18 protein-coding genes and 1 riboswitch are annotated in these 18,894 nt (G+C 60.6%); of the genes, 11 read left to right on the top strand and 7 right to left on the bottom strand.

The genetic code is table 11. The annotated features are described in order from the left end of the window. Positions 1-145: 145 nt before the first annotated feature. Entirely contained in the window at positions 146-1,555 is a 1,410-nt protein-coding gene (gene ahcY / locus ACIO0C_RS01615; RefSeq protein WP_401306983.1) for an adenosylhomocysteinase, read from the bottom strand. Positions 1,556-1,578: 23 nt separating this feature from the next. Next, positions 1,579-1,681: riboswitch (S-adenosyl-L-homocysteine riboswitch) on the bottom strand. A gap of 198 nt (positions 1,682-1,879) precedes the next feature. Here ahcY and ACIO0C_RS01620 point away from each other — a divergent pair. Both ACIO0C_RS01620 and ACIO0C_RS01625 read left to right on the top strand, forming a co-directional pair. Next, positions 1,880-2,284, top strand: a complete 405-nt coding sequence (locus ACIO0C_RS01620) for an acyl-CoA thioesterase (protein WP_020797418.1) — start codon at positions 1,880-1,882, stop codon at positions 2,282-2,284. A 74-nt stretch (positions 2,285-2,358) separates the two neighbouring features. After that, positions 2,359-3,246, top strand: a complete 888-nt coding sequence (locus tag ACIO0C_RS01625; protein WP_401306986.1) for a formate/nitrite transporter family protein — start codon at positions 2,359-2,361, stop codon at positions 3,244-3,246. On the opposite strand, the gene ACIO0C_RS01630 is transcribed toward ACIO0C_RS01625, so the two are convergent. Then, a complete protein-coding gene (locus tag ACIO0C_RS01630; RefSeq protein WP_401307335.1) occupies positions 3,247-4,416 on the bottom strand; it encodes an MFS transporter in 1,170 nt (389 codons plus the stop codon). A gap of 306 nt (positions 4,417-4,722) precedes the next feature. Between ACIO0C_RS01630 and ACIO0C_RS01635 the strand changes: the two genes are divergently transcribed. Both ACIO0C_RS01635 and ACIO0C_RS01640 read left to right on the top strand, forming a co-directional pair. Next, positions 4,723-5,556, top strand: coding sequence for an EamA family transporter (locus ACIO0C_RS01635; protein WP_401306988.1), 834 nt, complete (start codon positions 4,723-4,725; stop codon positions 5,554-5,556). 29 nt (positions 5,557-5,585) lie between these two features. Next, positions 5,586-5,969 (top strand): MAPEG family protein, encoded by a 384-nt coding sequence (locus ACIO0C_RS01640; protein ID WP_401306991.1) that lies wholly within the window; start codon positions 5,586-5,588, stop codon positions 5,967-5,969. Between the two features lie 70 nt (positions 5,970-6,039). On the opposite strand, the gene ACIO0C_RS01645 is transcribed toward ACIO0C_RS01640, so the two are convergent. Beyond that, on the bottom strand, positions 6,040-7,212 hold the full coding sequence (locus tag ACIO0C_RS01645) for a murein transglycosylase A (RefSeq protein WP_401306994.1): 1,173 nt from the start codon (positions 7,210-7,212) through the stop codon (positions 6,040-6,042). 128 nt (positions 7,213-7,340) lie between these two features. Between ACIO0C_RS01645 and ACIO0C_RS01650 the strand changes: the two genes are divergently transcribed. Further along, on the top strand, positions 7,341-7,790 hold the full coding sequence (locus ACIO0C_RS01650; protein WP_401306997.1) for a c-type cytochrome: 450 nt from the start codon (positions 7,341-7,343) through the stop codon (positions 7,788-7,790). Positions 7,791-7,839: 49 nt separating this feature from the next. On the opposite strand, the gene ACIO0C_RS01655 is transcribed toward ACIO0C_RS01650, so the two are convergent. The 4 genes from ACIO0C_RS01655 to ACIO0C_RS01670 form a co-directional block, all read right to left on the bottom strand. Then, on the bottom strand, positions 7,840-8,235 hold the full coding sequence (locus ACIO0C_RS01655; RefSeq protein ID WP_401306999.1) for a DUF1090 domain-containing protein: 396 nt from the start codon (positions 8,233-8,235) through the stop codon (positions 7,840-7,842). Positions 8,236-8,339: 104 nt separating this feature from the next. Then, positions 8,340-10,013, bottom strand: coding sequence for an NAD-dependent DNA ligase LigB (gene ligB, locus ACIO0C_RS01660; RefSeq protein WP_401307002.1), 1,674 nt, complete (start codon positions 10,011-10,013; stop codon positions 8,340-8,342). Between the two features lie 144 nt (positions 10,014-10,157). Beyond that, positions 10,158-11,348: a methionine adenosyltransferase gene (metK, locus tag ACIO0C_RS01665; protein ID WP_401307004.1), complete on the bottom strand. Its 1,191-nt coding sequence runs from the start codon at positions 11,346-11,348 to the stop codon at positions 10,158-10,160. An 18-nt stretch (positions 11,349-11,366) separates the two neighbouring features. Beyond that, the gene (locus ACIO0C_RS01670) at positions 11,367-12,362 is read right to left on the bottom strand and encodes an ArsR/SmtB family transcription factor (protein WP_401307006.1); all 996 of its coding nucleotides are present in this window, start codon (positions 12,360-12,362) and stop codon (positions 11,367-11,369) included. A 274-nt stretch (positions 12,363-12,636) separates the two neighbouring features. Between ACIO0C_RS01670 and tkt the strand changes: the two genes are divergently transcribed. The 6 genes from tkt to fba all read left to right on the top strand — a co-directional run bounded on the left by tkt (position 12,637) and on the right by fba (position 18,866). Next, complete coding sequence (gene tkt, locus ACIO0C_RS01675) at positions 12,637-14,634, top strand: transketolase (RefSeq protein ID WP_401307009.1); 1,998 nt, start codon at positions 12,637-12,639, stop codon at positions 14,632-14,634. A 156-nt stretch (positions 14,635-14,790) separates the two neighbouring features. Beyond that, a complete protein-coding gene (epd, locus tag ACIO0C_RS01680; protein WP_008057062.1) occupies positions 14,791-15,846 on the top strand; it encodes an erythrose-4-phosphate dehydrogenase in 1,056 nt (351 codons plus the stop codon). Positions 15,847-15,872: 26 nt separating this feature from the next. Further along, entirely contained in the window at positions 15,873-17,036 is a 1,164-nt protein-coding gene (locus tag ACIO0C_RS01685) for a phosphoglycerate kinase (RefSeq protein ID WP_008057063.1), read from the top strand. Between the two features lie 35 nt (positions 17,037-17,071). Beyond that, positions 17,072-17,293: a hypothetical protein gene (locus ACIO0C_RS01690; protein ID WP_401307012.1), complete on the top strand. Its 222-nt coding sequence runs from the start codon at positions 17,072-17,074 to the stop codon at positions 17,291-17,293. Between the two features lie 56 nt (positions 17,294-17,349). Further along, the gene (locus tag ACIO0C_RS01695; RefSeq protein ID WP_401307015.1) at positions 17,350-17,682 is read left to right on the top strand and encodes an MliC family protein; all 333 of its coding nucleotides are present in this window, start codon (positions 17,350-17,352) and stop codon (positions 17,680-17,682) included. Positions 17,683-17,801: 119 nt separating this feature from the next. Next, positions 17,802-18,866 (top strand): class II fructose-bisphosphate aldolase, encoded by a 1,065-nt coding sequence (fba, locus tag ACIO0C_RS01700; protein WP_007975467.1) that lies wholly within the window; start codon positions 17,802-17,804, stop codon positions 18,864-18,866. Positions 18,867-18,894: the final 28 nt, after the last annotated feature.

Raw genomic sequence — 18,894 nt, forward strand, 5'->3', positions numbered from 1 at the left:
GAAAGCCAAACGGTGTGTCCGTTACGACGCCTTCGCTGGCAAGCCAGCTCCTACAAAGGGTGGAGCAGATTGTTCTGTAGGAGCTGGCTTGCCAGCGAACCAGTCAACGCGGTGCGCCAGGCACACCGCGTCGCCGATCGGCGAATCAGTAGCGGTAAGCGTGCGGCTTGAACGGACCTTCGACGGTCACGCCGATGTAGTCGGCCTGGGTCTTGGTCAGTTGAGTCACAACGCCGCCGAAACCGCGGACCATTTCCAGGGCCACTTCTTCGTCGAGTTTCTTCGGCAGCACTTCAACGGTCAGGCGTTCGGCTTTCTGGGCTGGCGACAGGTCGGCGTACTTCTGGCCGAACAGGAAGATCTGAGCCAGTACCTGGTTGGCGAACGAACCGTCCATGATGCGGCTCGGGTGGCCAGTGGCGTTGCCCAGGTTAACCAGGCGGCCTTCGGCCAGCAGGATCAGGTAGTCGTCGTTCTGCGGGTCGAAATCGCCAGCGCCGGTACGGTGGATCTTGTGAACCTGCGGCTTCACTTCTTCCCATGCCCAGTTCTTGCGCATGAAGGCGGTGTCGATTTCGTTGTCGAAGTGGCCGATGTTGCAGACAACAGCGCGCTTCTTCAGGGCCTTGAGCATGTTCGCGTCGCAAACATTGACGTTACCGGTGGTGGTCACGATCAGGTCGATCTTGCCCAGCAGGGCCTTGTCGATGCTTTCTTCGGTACCGGTGTTGATACCGTCGATGAACGGCGAAACCAGTTCGAATCCGTCCATGCAGGCTTGCATGGCGCAGATCGGGTCGACTTCGGAGACTTTGACGATCATGCCTTCCTGACGCAGGGACTGAGCCGAGCCCTTGCCCACGTCGCCGTAACCGATGACCAGCGCTTGCTTGCCGGACAGCAGGTGGTCGGTACCGCGCTTGATCGCATCGTTCAGGCTGTGACGGCAGCCGTACTTGTTGTCGTTCTTGCTCTTGGTCACCGAGTCGTTGACGTTGATGGCCGGGATTTTCAGCTCACCCTTGGCCAGCATGTCCAGCAGGCGGTGCACGCCGGTGGTGGTTTCTTCGGTCACGCCGTGAACGCGATCCAGTACCTGAGGGTACTTCTTGTGCAGCAGTTCGGTCAGGTCGCCGCCGTCGTCGAGGATCATGTTGGCGTCCCATGGCTGGCCATCCTTGAGGATGGTCTGCTCCAGGCACCACTCGTACTCTTGCTCGGTTTCGCCTTTCCAGGCGAAAACCGGAATGCCGGCAGCGGCGATGGACGCAGCAGCCTGGTCTTGAGTCGAGAAAATGTTGCAGGACGACCAGCGTACTTCGGCACCCAGGGCAACCAGGGTTTCGATCAGCACGGCGGTCTGAATGGTCATGTGGATGCAGCCGAGGATCTTCGCGCCCTTGAGCGGTTGCTCTTCGGAGTACTTGCGGCGCAGACCCATCAGGGCCGGCATTTCCGATTCGGCGATGATGGTTTCGCGACGGCCCCAGGCAGCCAGGGACATGTCGGCGACTTTGTAATCGTTAAAATCTGCAGGCGTGATAACAGCGCTCATGAAGAGCCTCCATTCGTAATGTATGCGAATGGGCGCCGTTGTGCGTTTAGTGTCTGGTCGGTAATGACCAAGCAACGCCCCATCCGAGCCTGACAGGCCTAGCCTGCTGCAGCGCCCCTCGGACAGGTGGCGGGAAAACGGTAGCAAGTGAGGATTACCGTTTTGAAACGGGGCCGATTATAGCGGGCTATGCTGATCTTCCAAAGGGTTTCTGTCGGTCAATGTGCGAACGGTAATGGTGGCTATAGATGATGCCGAATAGAGCTCTGGCCCGGGGTCTGCCAAGATACCGTCCATCATTCGGCAAGACGCTCAGGAGTGCATATGAATTTCCACACCCGCAAATGGGTCAAGCCCGAAGACCTCAACCCCAATGGAACACTGTTCGGCGGCAGCCTGCTGCGCTGGCTCGACGAAGAAGCGGCGATCTACGCCATCGTCCAGCTGGGCAATCAGCGCGTGGTCACCAAGTACATTTCCGAGATCAACTTCGTCAGCGCCTCGCGCCAGGGCGACATCATCGAGCTGGGTATCACTGCCACCGAGTTCGGTCGCACCTCCATCACCCTCACGTGCGAAGTGCGTAACAAGATCACCCGCAAAAGCATCCTGACGGTGGAGAAGATTGTTTTCGTCAACCTGGGTGAAGACGGCTTGCCTGCGCCACACGGGCGGACCGAGATCAAATACGTCAAGGACCAGTTCAAGGATGAAGGCGCCGTCGAATAATGTTCGGCGTGTAAGAACGTAAGCTGAGCCGCAGGGGTCGTAACTACATCGCACGCCAGCGGTTGAGGAGTCCCATGGACACTAAAAAAGACGGCAAGACCCCCGACCTCTCGGCAAAAGAGCAGCACGAAGTCGAAAAGAACCAGCCACCGCGCGCGGCAGTGCTGCATGAAATCATCCGCACCCAGGGCGATCAGGAACTGGAACGTAGCGTTGCCGCGCTGTGGTGGTCGGCGTTGGCCGCCGGCCTGACCATGGGCCTGTCATTGATGGGCATGGGCTTGCTCAACTCCCGCCTGCCGGACGGCGAAGGTTTCAAGGTGATTGCCAGTTTCGGTTATTGCGCCGGTTTCCTCGCGGTGATTCTTGCCCGCCAGCAACTGTTCACCGAAAACACCCTGACCGCCGTGCTGCCGATCATGAGCAAGCCTACGCTGGGGAACTTCGGCCGTTTGCTGCGGCTGTGGGGAGTGGTGCTGGTGGGTAACCTCTGCGGCACGATACTGGTGGCTTACGTCATGCTGGAGCTGCCGATTTTCGACAGCAAGACCGACGTGGCCTTCCTCGACATCGGCCGCAAGGTCATGGAGAACGACGCCAGCCAGATGTTCGCCAAGGGCATCGTCTCGGGCTGGATGATCGCCACCATGGTCTGGATGATCCCGTCCATGGAGAGCGCCAAGATGTGGATCATCATCCTCATCACCTACCTCATGGCGCTGGGGGATTTCACGCACATCGTGGTCGGTTCGCTGGAGGTCTCATACCTGGTGTTTGCCGGGCAATTGCCGTGGAAGGATTTCTGGCTGGTGTTCGCCGGTCCCACGCTGGTGGGGAACATCGTGGGTGGCAGCTTTATCTTCGCGTTGATCAGCCATGCGCAGATTCGCAGCGAGAGCGGACCACCGAAAAGCGCAGCGGATCAGGCTGAAGAGCCCGATCCGCAGGCGATCAAAAAGTAATCAGCCCGGCACATTCACCGCAGCGGCACTGCGCCGTTGCAGGTGGATAAAATACAGCGCGGCCAGTACGGTCAAGCCACTGACCAATGCGCCGGTCCACGGCAAGTCCGCCAGGTCGGCCCCGCTGGCGACCACCAGCCCGCCGATCCAGGCACCTGCTGCATTACCGAGATTGAATGCGCTCTGGTTCAGCGTCGAACCCAGGTTGGGCGCTTCATGAGCCTGGTCGATGATCAGCAGTTGCAGGATCGGGCATAGGGCGAAGGCGAAAATGCCCCACAACACCAGGGTGATCGCCGCGGGAATCACCGAGTGACTGGTCTGGCTGAACGCGGCCAGGACCACCGCAACGGCCAGCGCCATGCCGACCAGTGAAGGCAGCAAGCGGCTGTCGGCCAATCGCCCACCGAGCATGCTGCCAGCAGTCAAACCTACGCCGAACAATAACAGCATGATGGTTACGCCATGGGGGCTGACACCGGTGATGTCCTGCAGGATCGGCGCGATGTAGGTGAATACGCTGAACAGGCTGGTCGAAGCCAATACGCTCATGCCCAGTGCCATCAGCACGTTGGCCTTGCCAAGCACCTTGAACTCGCTCGCCAGGTTGGCTTTATCCATCACGATGTTCTTAGGCAGCCAGACCCATTGCGCAATGGCAGCGATCACACCGATCACCGATACCGCCCAGAACGTTGAGCGCCAGCCGGCGTACTGCCCCAGTGCGGTGCCCAATGGCACGCCAAGCACGTTGGCCAGGGTCAGGCCGGTGAACATCATGGCAATCGCCTGGGCTCGTTTGTTCGGCGCCACAAGGCCGGCGGCAACCACCGAACCGATGCCGAAGAACGCGCCGTGGCATAGCGCAGTCACCACACGCGCCGCCATCAGCGTGGCGTAGTTCGGCGCCAGTGCGCAAAGCATGTTGCCGAGGATGAACATCAGCGTCATGCCCAGCAGTGTTGCTTTGCGCGGCATGTTGGCGGTGCCGACCGCGAGGATCGGCGCACCGAACACCACGCCCAGGGCATAGCCGGTGATCAGCAATCCGGCGTGGGGAATGCTGACCGTGAGGTCGCGGGCAACATCGGGCAACAAGCCCATGATGACGAATTCAGTGGTGCCGATGCCGAACGCGGCAACAGCAAGGGCAAGCAAGGCGAGTGGCATGCGCATGGTCTCTGTCGGTAGTCTTGACGCTCTGATCAGGCATACGCATGCCAAAGGCCGATCTCGATGAGAACGGCCAAGGGCATTGTTATTGGAATTAGTCTGTGCGCAACTGAGTGCGGCGTGGTCGGTTGCAGTATAAACAGCTGCTGACATATGGCGAATCAATTATCTGCCCGGTTCTTGTAGGAGCCAGGCTTGCCCGCGAAGAATGATAACGCGGTACAGCAGGTACACCGCGGTGCCTGGTTCGCGGGCAAGCCTCGCTCCTACAGGGGAGTGCGGGGACAACAAAAGGAGTAGGCCGTGCTTGCGACGGCGTTGGTGTTGGTGGCGGCGTTGCTGCATGCAGCGTGGAATACCCTGATCAAGTTCAGTGCCGAGCGTTTGCTGGTAGTGGCCTGCATGGACAGCGTGGCAATGCTCTTCGTCGCGCTTATGTTGCCATTCGTGGAGCTGCCGCCACTGGACATCTGGCCGTGGATTCTCGCCTCGGCGGCGTTCGAATTGCTCTACCGTTATTTGCTGATCCAGGCCTATCGGGTCGGTGACCTTGGGCTGGTCTATCCGCTGATGCGTGGGTTGTCGCCGCTGGTGGTGCTGGCGCTGACCCTGGTGTTTGCCGGGGAAGTGCTGACCCACCAACAGATCTTCGGAATCCTGCTGATTCCGCTCGGCATGCTTTGCCTGCTCTGGCAGGGGGGAGGCGGTGCGCGTTTGCCGTGGTCGATGCTTCCTGTGGTCGCGTTGATCGGTTTGTGCATTGGTTGCTACACCTTCATCGACGGCCAGGCCTTGCGGCGCTGGTCGCATCCACTGGATTACCTGGTTTGGGTGACGTTGCTCAGTGCCTGGCCGTTTCCGTTGCTGGCCTGGGTGGGCAAGCGGCCGGCGTTCAAACTGTTCTGGCGTGAGCAGTGGCGATTGGGGCTGGCGGTCGGGTTCTGCGTGTTGTTCAGCTACGCTCTGGTGCTTTGGGCCATGCAGCTGGGCTCGATTGCCGAAGCGGCGGCCTTGCGCGAGATCAGCGTGATTCTGGTGGTGCTGTTCGGCATGCGTTACCTGAAAGAGCCTTTCGGCGGGCCAAGGCTCCTGGCCTGCGGGCTGGTCCTGGTCGGCATGCTGGTAATGAAATTTTGACGGGTCTGAACTGAGAAAGGGACTGCTTAATGAATGTTGCTCTGTGGTGCATTTTAATCGCGATCATCCTGCCGTATGTGTGTATAGCGGTAGCCAAGATCAGCGGCGGCTACGGTTTGAGACACAATCATGATCCCCGGGGATTCCTCGATTCCCTGGAGGGCTTGGGCAAGCGGGCACATGCGGCGCAACTGAACAGCTTCGAAGTGACCCCGGCGTTCGCGGCAGCAGTGATCGTGGCGCACCTGGTCGGCAATGCGGAGCTGGTGACGCTCAATGTGCTGTCGGTGTTGTTCATCACCAGTCGACTTCTCTACATCATTTTCTATCTGGCGGACTGGGCGACCTTGCGGTCGTTGGTGTGGTTTGTGGGAATGGGCTTGATCATCAGTTTCTTTGTCGTTTCGGTTTAAAGGCAAGATCAAAAGATCGCAGCCTGCGGCAGCTCCTGCATGGGCGTGTGCAGGCTGCGATCTTTTTGCTTTAAAGCTTGTCCGCCACCTGCGGCACTTGTGGCAGCGCCGCGCCTTTGGGCCATAACATCCAGATCTGCCCTTGCTGTTTCATGTCGCCAGCCAGTTGCCCGGCTGCATCGCCAGTACCCCAGAACAGATCTGCACGAACCTTGCCGGCAATTGCACCGCCGGTGTCCTGGGCAGCCACCGGGCGTACCAGTGCGGTGCCGTCCGGCTTGGTGGTGGACAGCCACAATAGGCTGCCCAGCGGAATCACCTTGCGATCCACCGCCGCACTGTAACCGGCCGTCAACGGCACGTTCAGCGAGCCGCGCGGCCCTTCGTTGCTATCGGGGTTCCGGGTGAAAAACACATAGCTCGGGTTGCTGCCGAGCAGTTCTGGAATGCGCGAAGGATTGGCCTTGGCCCAGCTGCTGATCGCCCCCATGGTCACGTCTTCTTTATTCAACTCGCCTTGCTCCACCAACCAACGCCCGATTGGTCGGTAGGGGTGACCGTTCTGGTCGGCATAGGCGATTCGCAGCTGGCGACCGCTGTCGAGCTGGATCCGACCCGAGCCCTGGATTTGCAGGAACTGCAGGTTCATCGGATCGGTCAACCAGGCCACGACCGGCGCATTGGCCCCTTTGCTGCCGATGGTTGCAGCATCGTCGTAAGGCTTGAGCACGCGGCCTTCAAGTCGGCCGCGCAGGCGTTTTCCCTTGAGTTCCGGGTAGATGCTGTCCAGCGAGACAATGATCATGTCTTCGGGCACGCCATACACCGGGATGTTCGCCGTTGCGGTTTGGGTCAGGCTACCGGGGTAGACCGGTTCGTAGTAGCCAGTGATCAATCCGTTGGGATTGTCGTTGGCGGCGCGCAGGCCGTAGACATCCAGGTTCTGCTTGAGAAAACCGCGGATGTCGCTGGCGCTCTGCGGCACGTTGGCCGCCGCTGCGCAGGTGCCGCCCCAGACCGGATCGGCCTTGAGTCGGGTGCAGGCGCTGCGCCAGGAGCCGAAACCGGCCACGAGGTCATTGTCGGAAACCGCCGGCAGCGCTTCCCAGGTGGCGCTGGAGTAGGTGGCCAGTGCGTGGGTCTTCGGTTGCTTGTCTTCGCCGCCGGTGCAGCCCGCGAGCACGGCTACTATCGGAAGCGTCCAGGCCAGGGGGTGACACCAGGCCTTGAAACGGCTGTTCATGGGTAATTCCTTTGCCGGTTGCCTGAGTGTCATGTGCGCTCATGCAACCCGTATTGATGATAGGGGTATTGGTGTTTGCCGGTGGACGCGAGGATACTGGCCGACGTTTTCCGTGACCTGAAGCCACCATGACTCTTAAAAGACTTTCTGTTGTATTGCTGGCCTGCCTGGCGCTGTGCGCTTGTGGCGGTGTCGACCCCAACTCGCCCCTCGGTCAGCGCAAGGCCATTTTCAAACAGATGCTCAAGACCGGTGAAGACCTGGGCGGCATGTTGCGTGGCCGTATTGCGTTCGATGGCCCCAAATTCGCTGACGGCGCGGTGAAACTCGATGCGCTGTCCCGTGAGCCGTGGAAACATTTTCCGCAGGTGCGCGAAGAAGACAACACCAGCGCCAAAAGTGACGTCTGGGAGAAGCAGGCACGCTTCGAGCAAATGGCTCGCAGCCTTGAAGCCGCCACCGGCGAGCTGGTGATTGCCAGCCAGGTCCAGCCCTACAAGGCCAGTAACCTGGGGCCTGCGGTACAGAAGGTCGAAGATGCCTGCAGTGCGTGCCATAAGGAATTTCGGGATCATTGACCTTTAGGAGGGCTTGAGGCCGCCAAGAGCTTCGCTGGCAAGCCAGTTCCTACCTGTCCAGCTCATCCACCGCTTCCTGCAATTCCTTGCGGGACTCGGCGAGTTTGTCCTTGCGCTTGTTGATCTTCTCGGGGTCGCCTTGTTTCATGGCTTTATCGAGGTCGGCCTGACGCTTGCTGACTTCGTGCTTGGCGTCGAGCACCTTGTTTTCCCGTTCTTTCTTCAGCGAGGCATCAGTGCAATTGGCGCTGACTTCGCTCAAGGCTTTCTCCAGGCCGGCCTGCTGTTCGGCATTGCCGCGGGATTTGGCCAGTTCGATCTGATTGATGATGCCTTGCTTCTTGGCGGCGCAGCCGGTCAGGCCCGGGGCCTCTTCGACAGCCATCAATGGAGTGGCCATAACGCTGCAAAGGGTCAACAGGGCCAGCGATGGAAGAAATTTCATAAAAGCTCCAGGTGAAAAAGCATTCGTGTCGATGCAGCGATGGCATGTTTGAGCCCATCGGGACTTCGGGGTTCCCGGGCACAAGGGCATCACCGGGGCTAAAACTAAAAACCGTCCATGGCAGCCCGGCGCAGTGTTTCACTCAGGGCCAGGACCTGGGGATCGCGAAAAAATGCACTCAATTGCGCTGCGCGGCCTGGTCCGATGCCGGGCTGGGCCTGCCATTGCTCGATGTCTCGTTGTGCCAGCTCCCGCCATGAATCGCCGAGGTGTGCCTGACCGGTCGGCGGCATGCCCAGGGCTTTTAGCCATCGGGCGAACGGGCGTTGCCGGGCACCGTTGAAACTATTGGCCAGCCGGGCAGCGCTGAGCTCGCCTAAACCGTCAATGTTAGCAAGCTCTTGGGCATCGAGGGTCAACCAATCCAACAGGCTGTTCAGGCGACCTGTTTCAAGAAGTTTTTCCCATGTGCCGGGGCCAACATGGGGCAGGCTCAATCCGTGCTTGCCACTGAGCCAGGTCAGGCGCGCGAGAAACTGGCTTTCGCACCCTGGGGTCGGCTGCCAGCAGCTCAATGGATGAAAGTCGGCTGCCAGCGGTACATTCAGTTCAGGGCGTTCGGTACTGCGCAGCACGACGCCATCGAGCCTGGGAATGGTCAAGCCGGCCAGGCTGATGGCGACCTGGTCGCCCGGTCGAATATCCAGTGTTTGCCAACGTTGCAGGGAGCTCACGCTGACGCGCTTGACCTGTTGGTCATCAAGGGTCACCGGGGTCAACTCCAGCACGGGGGTGATCCGTCCTGTGCGGCCGATCTTGAAATGAACCTTTCGCACTTCGGCCAGTGCCTGGGCGAAGGGATACTTCCAGGCAACGATCCAGTACGGCGCTTTTGCCTGCCAGCGCTCGGCGGGCGGGCGCTGCTCCTGGCGCAGGACAATCCCGTCGCTGGCAAACGGCAGGGGCGAGCGATACCAGTGATCACGCCAGCGCTCGACCTCGGCCATTGAACTGATGGCCTGGGTGTACTGTGCGGTGTCGGAAAAACCCAATTTTTCAAGCTCCGCGATACGGGCCGGCAAGCTCGTCGGACCGTGGGGCCATTCCCAGGCAAACAGGCCGATCCCCTCGGCCTGCTCGACGCTCAACGTCTTGCGGGCCATCAAGCCGGCTACCGTGCCACGGGCGTTCAGGCTGCCGGCGATGGCTTGCACGTGGTCAGTCAGGCGCCAGTAGAGCTCGCCCTGCACCACCAGGTCCCGTGGCTCGGGCAGGCGTTGAGGAATGGCGCCGATCTGGCGGGCCGAGGCTGTCCAGTCCTGGCCATGCACACCATCGCCGCGACTGATAGCTCGAGTCAGCAGGCCCTCGCGGTAGACCAAGGTCACCGCCACACCGTCGACCTTGGGCTGTGCCCAGACCTGCTCGCGATCACGCAGCCAGTGTTCGACGGCGCCGCCGTCAGGCAGTTTTTCCAGGCCGGTATGCGGCACCGGATGGGCCAGCGGGCCGCTCGCGGTGCGCAATGGATCGGTGGCCAAGCCGGGACTGAAGCATTGGCGCCATTGGGTCAGTCGTGCGAAGGATTGATCGTAGAGTTCGTCGGCGATCAGCGAACGGCCTTCACGGTGATAGCTGTCATCCCAGTGGTCGATTTGTTTTTGCAGTGCGGCGAGTTCTTGCGCGGCACGCGCGGGCGGCCAGGCAGGGCATTCGCCAGCAGCAGTGCCCAGGCACAGGCAGGTCAGGAGTAAGCCGGTCAGCAGGCGGGGTGGCATCGTGAGCTTCCTTGCTCGATGGAGGTGCCTGAAGGTTAGTCAGCGGCGGGCTGATGGGCTTGATGCTGTTTTTCGGATTGTTTCCACCCATTAAAAAGCCCCGCACGGCGAACCGTGCGGGGCTTGAGGTAACGCCGGGAAGTCTTACAGGCCGGCCGCGGTGCGCAGGTCGTCGGCGCGGTCGGTTTTTTCCCAGGTGAAGGTGGTGAAGGTGTCGTCGCCAACCGTCTTGGTGGCCGGGGTACGGCCGAAGTGGCCGTAGGCAGCGGTTTCCTGGTACATCGGGTGCAGCAGGTCAAGCATGGTGGTGATTGCGTAAGGACGCAGGTCGAACACTTCGCGCACCAGCTTGACGATCTTGTCGTCGCTGATTTTGCCGGTGCCGAAGGTGTTCAACGAGATCGAAGTCGGTTGAGCAACGCCGATGGCGTAGGACACCTGAATCTCGCAGCGCTCGGCCAGGCCGGCGGCAACGATGTTCTTGGCCACGTAACGACCGGCATAGGCAGCCGAGCGGTCAACCTTGGATGGATCCTTACCGGAGAACGCACCACCACCGTGGCGGGCCATGCCGCCGTAGCTATCGACGATGATCTTGCGGCCGGTCAGGCCACAGTCGCCCACCGGGCCACCGATGATGAACTGGCCGGTCGGGTTGATGTGGAACTGAGTGTCCTTGGACAGCAGTTCGGCCGGCAGCACGTGCTTGACGATCAGCTCCATCACGCCTTCGCGCAGGTCGGTGTACGACACTTCCGGGTTGTGCTGGGTCGACAGGACAACCGCGTCGATGCCGACAACCTTGCCGTTTTCGTAGCGGCAGGTCACTTGCGACTTGGCGTCCGGACGCAGCCAGGGCAGCAGGCCGGATTTACGGGCTTCGGCTTGCCTTTGCACAAGCTGGTGCGAGAACGTGATCGGTGCAGGCATCAGCACGTCGGTTTCGTTGCTGGCGTAGCCGAACATCAGGCCCTGGTCGCCGGCGCCCTGATCTTCAGGTTTGGCACGGTCGACACCCTGGTTGATGTCAGGGGACTGCTTGCCGATGATGTTCATCACGCCGCAGGTCGCGCCGTCGAAGCCGACGTTGGAGCTGTTGTAGCCGATGTTGGTGATGACATCACGAACGATCTGCTCCAGGTCAACCCAGGCCGAGGTGGTGACTTCGCCAGCGATGATCGCCACACCGGTTTTCACCAGGGTCTCGCACGCCACGCGGGCGAACTTGTCTTCAGCGATGATGGCGTCCAGCACCGCATCAGAAATCTGGTCGGCGATTTTGTCCGGATGCCCTTCAGACACGGACTCGGAGGTGAAAAGGGAGTATTCGCTCATCTCGATGTTTTCCTGAAATTACCGATGGTGAGTGTCGCCAGCCGACCGCTGAAAATGGCGGACCTGAATCTGGAAACCATTACGTAAGCCTACATAGAGGCTTTCTCCGGGGGCGAGCCCCGCAGCGGTTGCCCAACGGGCCAGATCGTCCTGTTCAAACCCCAGCCAGAGATCACCGCAGGCCTCCTTGGCCCAACTCTGGTTGTGGCTACATAATTCTGTCACCAGCAGGCTGCCGCCTGGTTGCAGCAAATTGGCCATGTGCTTGAGCGCATCGGCCGGCGCGGCAAAGTGATGCAATACCATGTTCAGTACAACGCAATCGGCCTTGAGGCTGACACCGTTCAGGGCATCGGCCAGTTGCAGGCTAACGTTAGTCAGCGAATCGCGTTCGCATACCTGGCGAGCCAGCTCGAGCATCGCCTGGCTATTGTCCAGTGCCGTGACCTGAGTGAAACGGCGCGCCAGTTCCGGCAGGAATGCACCGTCGCCTGGGCCGACTTCGATCGCGGTGGCAGCGCTGCCGAAGCTCAGCTTGTCGAGCAGGGCCACCACGCTTTCGCGGTACTGTGGCAGGCCGGCGATCAAGTCTTGCTGGGCGCGAAATTTCTCGGCAACCCGTGAGAAAAAGTCCTGGCTGGCCGCCTCGCGTTGCTTGTGAACCTGGTTGATCCGCATCTGCACGTCGGCAGGCAAGGTCAGGTTGTCCACTTCTTCGAGCAAGGCCGCGTGCAGTTTGCCCCCTGGTAACTCGGTGTGGGGCAGGGCGCGACGGTAGAAAATCGCGTTGCCTTCACGGCGAGTAGCGACCAGATCGGCTTGGGCCAGCACCTTGAGGTGATGGCTCATGCCCGATTGGCCGATGCCGAAGATCTGCGCCAGTTCCAGTACGCCGAACGAATCGTTGGTCAGTGCGCGCAAGACATTCAGGCGCAAGGGATCGCCGCCGGCCTTGCACAAGGCCGCCAGCTCATCACAATCGTCTGGGCGAATGGAGGGCGCGCGTAAATTCATAGGGCGGCAGTCTAGTCACGCGCCGGAAGCATCGCAAGATCAATATCAAAAAGTTTTGATATTGATCGATAGATGGCACTTCTCACGAGCTGGTTAACTCTACAAACCGATAGCGGAAAGGTTTCACCCGCCTAATCCGTCGTCAAGCGTTGGAAAAACGCCTCCAGATGACTTTCTGTCATTGCCCCGAGGCGTCCCGGTGAGGGAAAATGCTCGCCTTTTTTCCGTTTCATTTTTTATTCACTCTCGATTCAGAACCCGCAGGAGAACAGCGATGCCTAGCCGTCGTGAGCGTGCCAACGCCATTCGTGCCCTCAGCATGGATGCCGTGCAAAAAGCCAACAGCGGCCATCCCGGTGCCCCGATGGGTATGGCGGATATCGCCGAGGTGCTTTGGCGCGACTACCTCAAGCACAACCCGAGCAATCCATCGTTCGCCGACCGTGACCGCTTCGTGCTGTCCAATGGTCACGGCTCGATGTTGATCTACTCGTTGCTGCACCTGACCGGCTACGATCTGTCGATCGAAGACCTGAAGCAGTTCCGCCAACTGCACAGCCGCACCCCGGGTCACCCGGAATTCGGCTACACCCCGGGCGTCGAGACCACCACCGGTCCGCTGGGCCAGGGCCTGGCCAATGCCGTGGGCTTTGCCCTGGCTGAAAAAGTCATGGCGGCACAGTTCAACCGTCCTGGCCACAACATCGTCGACCACCACACCTACGTGTTCCTGGGTGATGGCTGCATGATGGAAGGCATCTCCCACGAAGTCAGCTCCCTGGCCGGTACCCTGGGCCTGGGCAAACTGATCGCCTTCTACGATGACAACGGCATCTCCATCGATGGCGAAGTCGAAGGCTGGTTCACCGATGACACGCCAAAGCGTTTCGAATCGTACAACTGGCAAGTGATCCGCAATGTCGACGGTCATGACCCGGAAGAAATCAAGATCGCGATCGAGACGGCGCGCAAAAGCCCGCAACCGACCCTGATCTGCTGCAAGACCACCATCGGCTTCGGTTCGCCGAACAAGCAAGGCAAGGAAGACTGCCACGGCGCCCCACTGGGTGACGCGGAAATCGCCCTGACCCGTGCGGCGCTGAAATGGAACCACGGCCCGTTCGAAATCCCGGCCGACATTTATGCCGAGTGGGATGCCAAGGAAGCCGGCCGTGCGGTCGAAGCCGAGTGGGACCAGCGTTTCGCGGCTTACTCCGCGGCGTTCCCGACCGAAGCCAACGAACTGATCCGTCGTCTGAGCGGCGAACTGCCGGCCGACTTCAGCGAAAAGGCCGATGCCTACATCGCCGAAGTGGCTGCCAAGGGCGAGACCATCGCCAGCCGTAAAGCCAGCCAGAACGCCCTGAACGCGTTCGGCCCGCTGCTGCCTGAGTTCCTCGGCGGCTCGGCTGACCTGGCCGGTTCCAACCTGACCCTGTGGAAAGGTTGCAAAGGCGTCACCGCCGAAGACGCCAGCGGCAACTACATGTACTACGGCGTGCGCGAATTTGGCATGACCGCGATCATGAACGGCGTTGCCCTGCACGGCGGCCTGGTGCCTTACGGCGCAACCTTCCTGATGTTCATGGAATATGCGCGCAACGCGGTGCGCATGTCGGCCCTGATGAAGCAGCGCGTGATCCACGTCTACACCCACGACTCCATCGGTCTGGGCGAAGACGGTCCGACTCACCAGCCAATCGAGCAACTGGCCAGCCTGCGCTGCACGCCGAACCTCGACACCTGGCGTCCGGCCGATGCCGTTGAATCGGCGGTGTCCTGGAAGTACGCGCTGGAGCGTAAAGACGGTCCTTCGGCCCTGATCTTCTCGCGTCAGAACCTGCAGCACCAGACCCGCAATGCCCTGCAGATCGCCGACATCAACCGTGGCGGTTACGTGCTGAAGGACTGCGCCGGCGAGCCTGAACTGATCCTGATCGCCACCGGTTCGGAAGTCGGCCTGGCCGTTCAGGCTTACGACAAGCTGACCGAGCAGGGCCGCAAGGTGCGTGTGGTTTCCATGCCTTGCACCAGCGTGTTCGACGCCCAGGATGCTGGTTACAAGCAATCGGTCTTGCCGTTGCAGGTCAGCGCCCGTATCGCCATCGAAGCTTCCATCGCCGACTACTGGTACAAGTACGTCGGCCTGGAAGGTCGCGTGATCGGCATGACCACCTACGGCGAGTCGGCGCCTGCGCCTGCCTTGTTCGAAGAGTTCGGCTTCACCCTGGAAAACATCCTGGGTCAGGCTGAAGAGCTGCTGGAAGACTAAGCACCGTGCGGTGGTCTCACGACCACCGCCGTCCCCTCTAGGAGCCGGCTTGCCAGCGAAGGCGGCCTCAAGATCATTGCAAGACTTGAGGGTCTCTTCGCTGGCAAGCCAGCGCCTACAGGGGTTGTGTTGTACTTGCGCAAAATCGAGAACCCCATGCCTCAACCGCGTCCCTACAAAGTTGCACTCAACGGCTACGGCCGGATTGGTCGTTGCGTCTTGCGTGCGTTGTTCGAGCGAGGCGAAAAGGCCGGGTTCGAGATTGTCGCGATCAACGATCTGGCCGACATGGCCAGCATCGAATACCTGACACGCTTCGACTCTACCCACGGGCGCTTTCCCGGTGAGGTGAAGGTCGATGGCGATTGTCTGCATATTAATGGCGACTGCGTGAAGGTCCTGCGCAGTGCCACTCCCGAAGGCATCGATTGGGCGTCGTTGGGCGTCGATCTGGTGCTGGAATGCTCCGGCGCTTACCACACTCGCGAAGACGGCCAGCGGTTTCTCGACGCCGGCGCACCGCGCGTGCTGTTTTCCCAGCCGATGGCCAGCGAGGCGGATGTCGATGCCACCATCGTGTACGGCGTGAACCAGGATTGCCTGACGGGCGATGAGTTGCTGGTGTCCAACGCCTCCTGCACGACCAACTGCGGCGTGCCGTTGTTGCGCCTGCTGGACCAGGCCATCGGACTCGAGTACGTGTCGATTACCACCATCCATTCGGCGATGAACGACCAGCCGGTGATCGACGCCTATCATCATGAAGACCTGCGCCGCACCCGTTCGGCGTTTCAGTCGGTGATTCCGGTGTCCACTGGTCTGGCGCGCGGCATTGAACGCTTGCTGCCGGAACTTGCCGGGCGAATTCAGGCCAAAGCCGTACGTGTGCCGACGGTTAACGTGTCTTGCCTCGATATCACGATGCAGACTGTGAGCGACACCGACGCCACCGAGGTCAACCGGATCCTGCGCGAGGCTGCCACCCGCGGCCCGCTCAAAGGCCTTCTGGCCTATACCGAGTTGCCCCACGCAAGTTGTGATTTCAACCACGACCCACATTCGGCGATCGTCGATGCCAGTCAGACTCGCGTTTCCGGCCCAAGGCTGGTGAACATCCTGGCCTGGTTCGACAACGAATGGGGTTTTGCCAACCGAATGCTGGATGTTGCGGAACACTATCTGCACACAGCCTCAACAAAACCTGCTCTCTAAGAACAGCTACTCAGGAAATGCGACCCATGACCGTGTTGAAGATGTCCGACCTCGATCTGCAAGGTAAGCGCGTACTGATTCGCGAAGACCTCAACGTCCCAGTCAAGGACGGTGCTGTCACCAGCGATGCGCGAATCCTGGCTTCGCTGCCGACCATCAAGCTGGCCCTGGAAAAAGGCGCGGCCGTGATGGTCTGCTCGCACCTTGGCCGTCCGACCGAAGGCGAATTCTCGGCCGAGAACAGCCTCAAGCCCGTTGCCGACTACCTGAGCAAGGCTCTGGGTCGCGAAGTGCCGCTGGTGGCTGACTACCTGGGCGGCGTCGAGGTGAAAGCCGGCGACATCGTGCTGTTTGAAAACGTACGCTTCAACAAAGGCGAGAAGAAGAACGCCGATGAACTGGCCAAGCAATACGCCGCCCTGTGCGACGTGTTCGTGATGGATGCCTTCGGCACCGCGCACCGTGCCGAGGGTTCGACCCACGGCGTGGCCAAGTTCGCCAAGGTTGCCGCCGCGGGCCCGCTGCTCGCCGCCGAACTGGACGCGCTGGGCAAGGCCCTGGGCGCACCGGCCCAGCCGATGGCCGCCATCGTTGCCGGTTCCAAGGTATCGACCAAGCTTGACGTTCTTAACAGCCTGAGCCAGATCTGCGACCAGCTGATCGTCGGTGGCGGTATCGCCAACACCTTCCTGGCGGCTGCCGGTCACCCGGTTGGCAAATCGCTGTACGAGCCGGACCTGCTGGACACCGCTCGCGCCATCGCCGCCAAAGTCAGCGTGCCCCTGCCGGTGGACGTGGTGGTTGCCAAGGAGTTCGCTGAAAGCGCGACGGCCACGGTCAAGTTGATCGCCGATGTTGCCGCCGACGACATGATTCTCGATATTGGCCCGCAGACGGCGGCGAACTTCGCTGAGCTGCTGAAATCGTCCAAGACTATCCTGTGGAACGGTCCGGTTGGCGTGTTTGAGTTCGACCAGTTCGGTAACGGCACCAAAGTGCTGGCCCAGGCCATCGCCGACAGCGCGGCATTCTCCATTGCTGGCGGTGGTGACACCCTGGCGGCCATCGATAAATATGGCGTTGCCGAGCAAATCTCCTACATTTCTACCGGTGGCGGCGCGTTCCTGGAGTTCGTCGAAGGCAAGGTGTTGCCAGCTGTTGAAGTCCTGGAAAGCCGGGCCAAGGCCTGAGGGTCGCCCGTTTGACCAGGAAAGGGAGTGTTCAAATGGTCAAGACCTTAGCGCTGTTGATCGTCGCGGGATCGCTGGCGGCTTGCGGGAGCAATCCCAAGGCCACGCCGGACCCTGCGTCGACCGCGCACCGCAACGGTTGCTACCAGGCCGACTGGCAGGCGGAAACCAACCCGGTGCTCAACAAGCGTTCCGGGCCTGATGGCCTGGACAAATACGAGACACAGACCCCCGCCAAGGAACATGGCTGTCCTTGACGGGTCTGACTCTTTACTCAGGGTTGGCGGTGTTTGCCGTCAGTCGAGGGACACGGATGAAAGGCTTTATCGCCATTACGGCGCTGGCATTGCTGGGAGGGTGCGCCAACTGGAACCCGTTCCAGTCGTCGGCCCCGGTGGATGACTGGACCACCTGGACTTGCGACAGTCAGGCAAAGGTGGTGTGGCGCTACACCGACGACAGTCGCAACGAGGTCGATGTACGCCTGGGCGGCGCCGATCAGGTCCATCACCTGAAGCAGGAGCCGGGCGCGTCGGGATCGCTGTACAGCGACAACATGCTGGCGTTTCACATGAAAGGTGAGGAAGGCCTGGTCTACTGGGTCGCCACCAATGATTTGATTGGCCGTGGTTGTAAAGCGCAATAACTGACACAACACCGAATTCGCAGCCCGGGACAAACCCCCGATCTGCAATAACTTGAATAGCCGCCGCCGCTACGGCAGGCTGGCACGATTAACGACCCAAACCGGGAGAGACACACACAATGGCACTTATCAGCATGCGCCAGATGTTGGACCACGCAGCCGAGTTCGGCTACGGCGTTCCAGCCTTCAACGTCAACAACCTTGAGCAGATGCGCGCCATCATGGAAGCCGCTGACAAGACTGACTCCCCGGTGATCGTCCAGGCTTCGGCCGGTGCTCGCAAATACGCCGGCGCACCGTTCCTGCGTCACCTGATCCTGGCAGCCATCGAAGAATTCCCGCACATCCCGGTGTGCATGCACCAGGACCACGGCACCAGCCCTGACGTCTGCCAGCGCTCCATCCAGCTGGGCTTCAGCTCGGTGATGATGGACGGTTCCCTGGGCGAAGACGGCAAGACCCCGACCGACTACGACTACAACGTCCGTGTTACCCAACAAACCGTGGCCATGGCTCACGCCTGCGGCGTATCGGTAGAAGGCGAGCTGGGCTGCCTGGGTTCGCTGGAAACCGGCATGGCCGGTGAAGAAGACGGTATCGGCGCTGAAGGCGTATTGGATCACAGCCAGATGCTGACTGACCCGGAAGAAGCCGCTGACTTCGTCAAGCGCACCCAGGTCGATGCCCTGGCCATCGCCATCGGCACCAGCCACGGCGCCTACAAGTTCACCAAGCCGCCTACCGGCGACGTGTTGGCGATCGACCGCATCAAAGAGATCCACAAGCGCATTCCGAACACTCACCTGGTGATGCACGGTTCGTCTTCGGTTCCGCAAGAGTGGCTGGCGATCATCAACCAGTACGGCGGCGACATCAAAGAAACCTACGGCGTACCGGTTGAAGAAATCGTCGAAGGCATCAAGCACGGCGTGCGCAAGGTCAACATCGACACCGACCTGCGCCTGGCGTCCACCGGTGCGATGCGTCGCCTGATGGCCACCAACCCGAGCGAATTCGACCCACGTAAGTTCTTCGGCGCCACCGTGACCGCCATGCGCGACGTGTGCATCGCCCGTTACGAAGCCTTCGGTACCGCGGGCAACGCTTCGAAGATCAAGCCGATCTCCCTGGAAGGGATGTATCAGCGTTATCTGAAAGGTGAGTTGAACGCCAAGGTCAACTAAGCCTCAAGTGTTTTAGTTGCATGAAAAA

Source organism: Pseudomonas sp. NPDC087336, from assembly GCF_044744285.1.
Lineage (GTDB): Bacteria > Pseudomonadota > Gammaproteobacteria > Pseudomonadales > Pseudomonadaceae > Aquipseudomonas.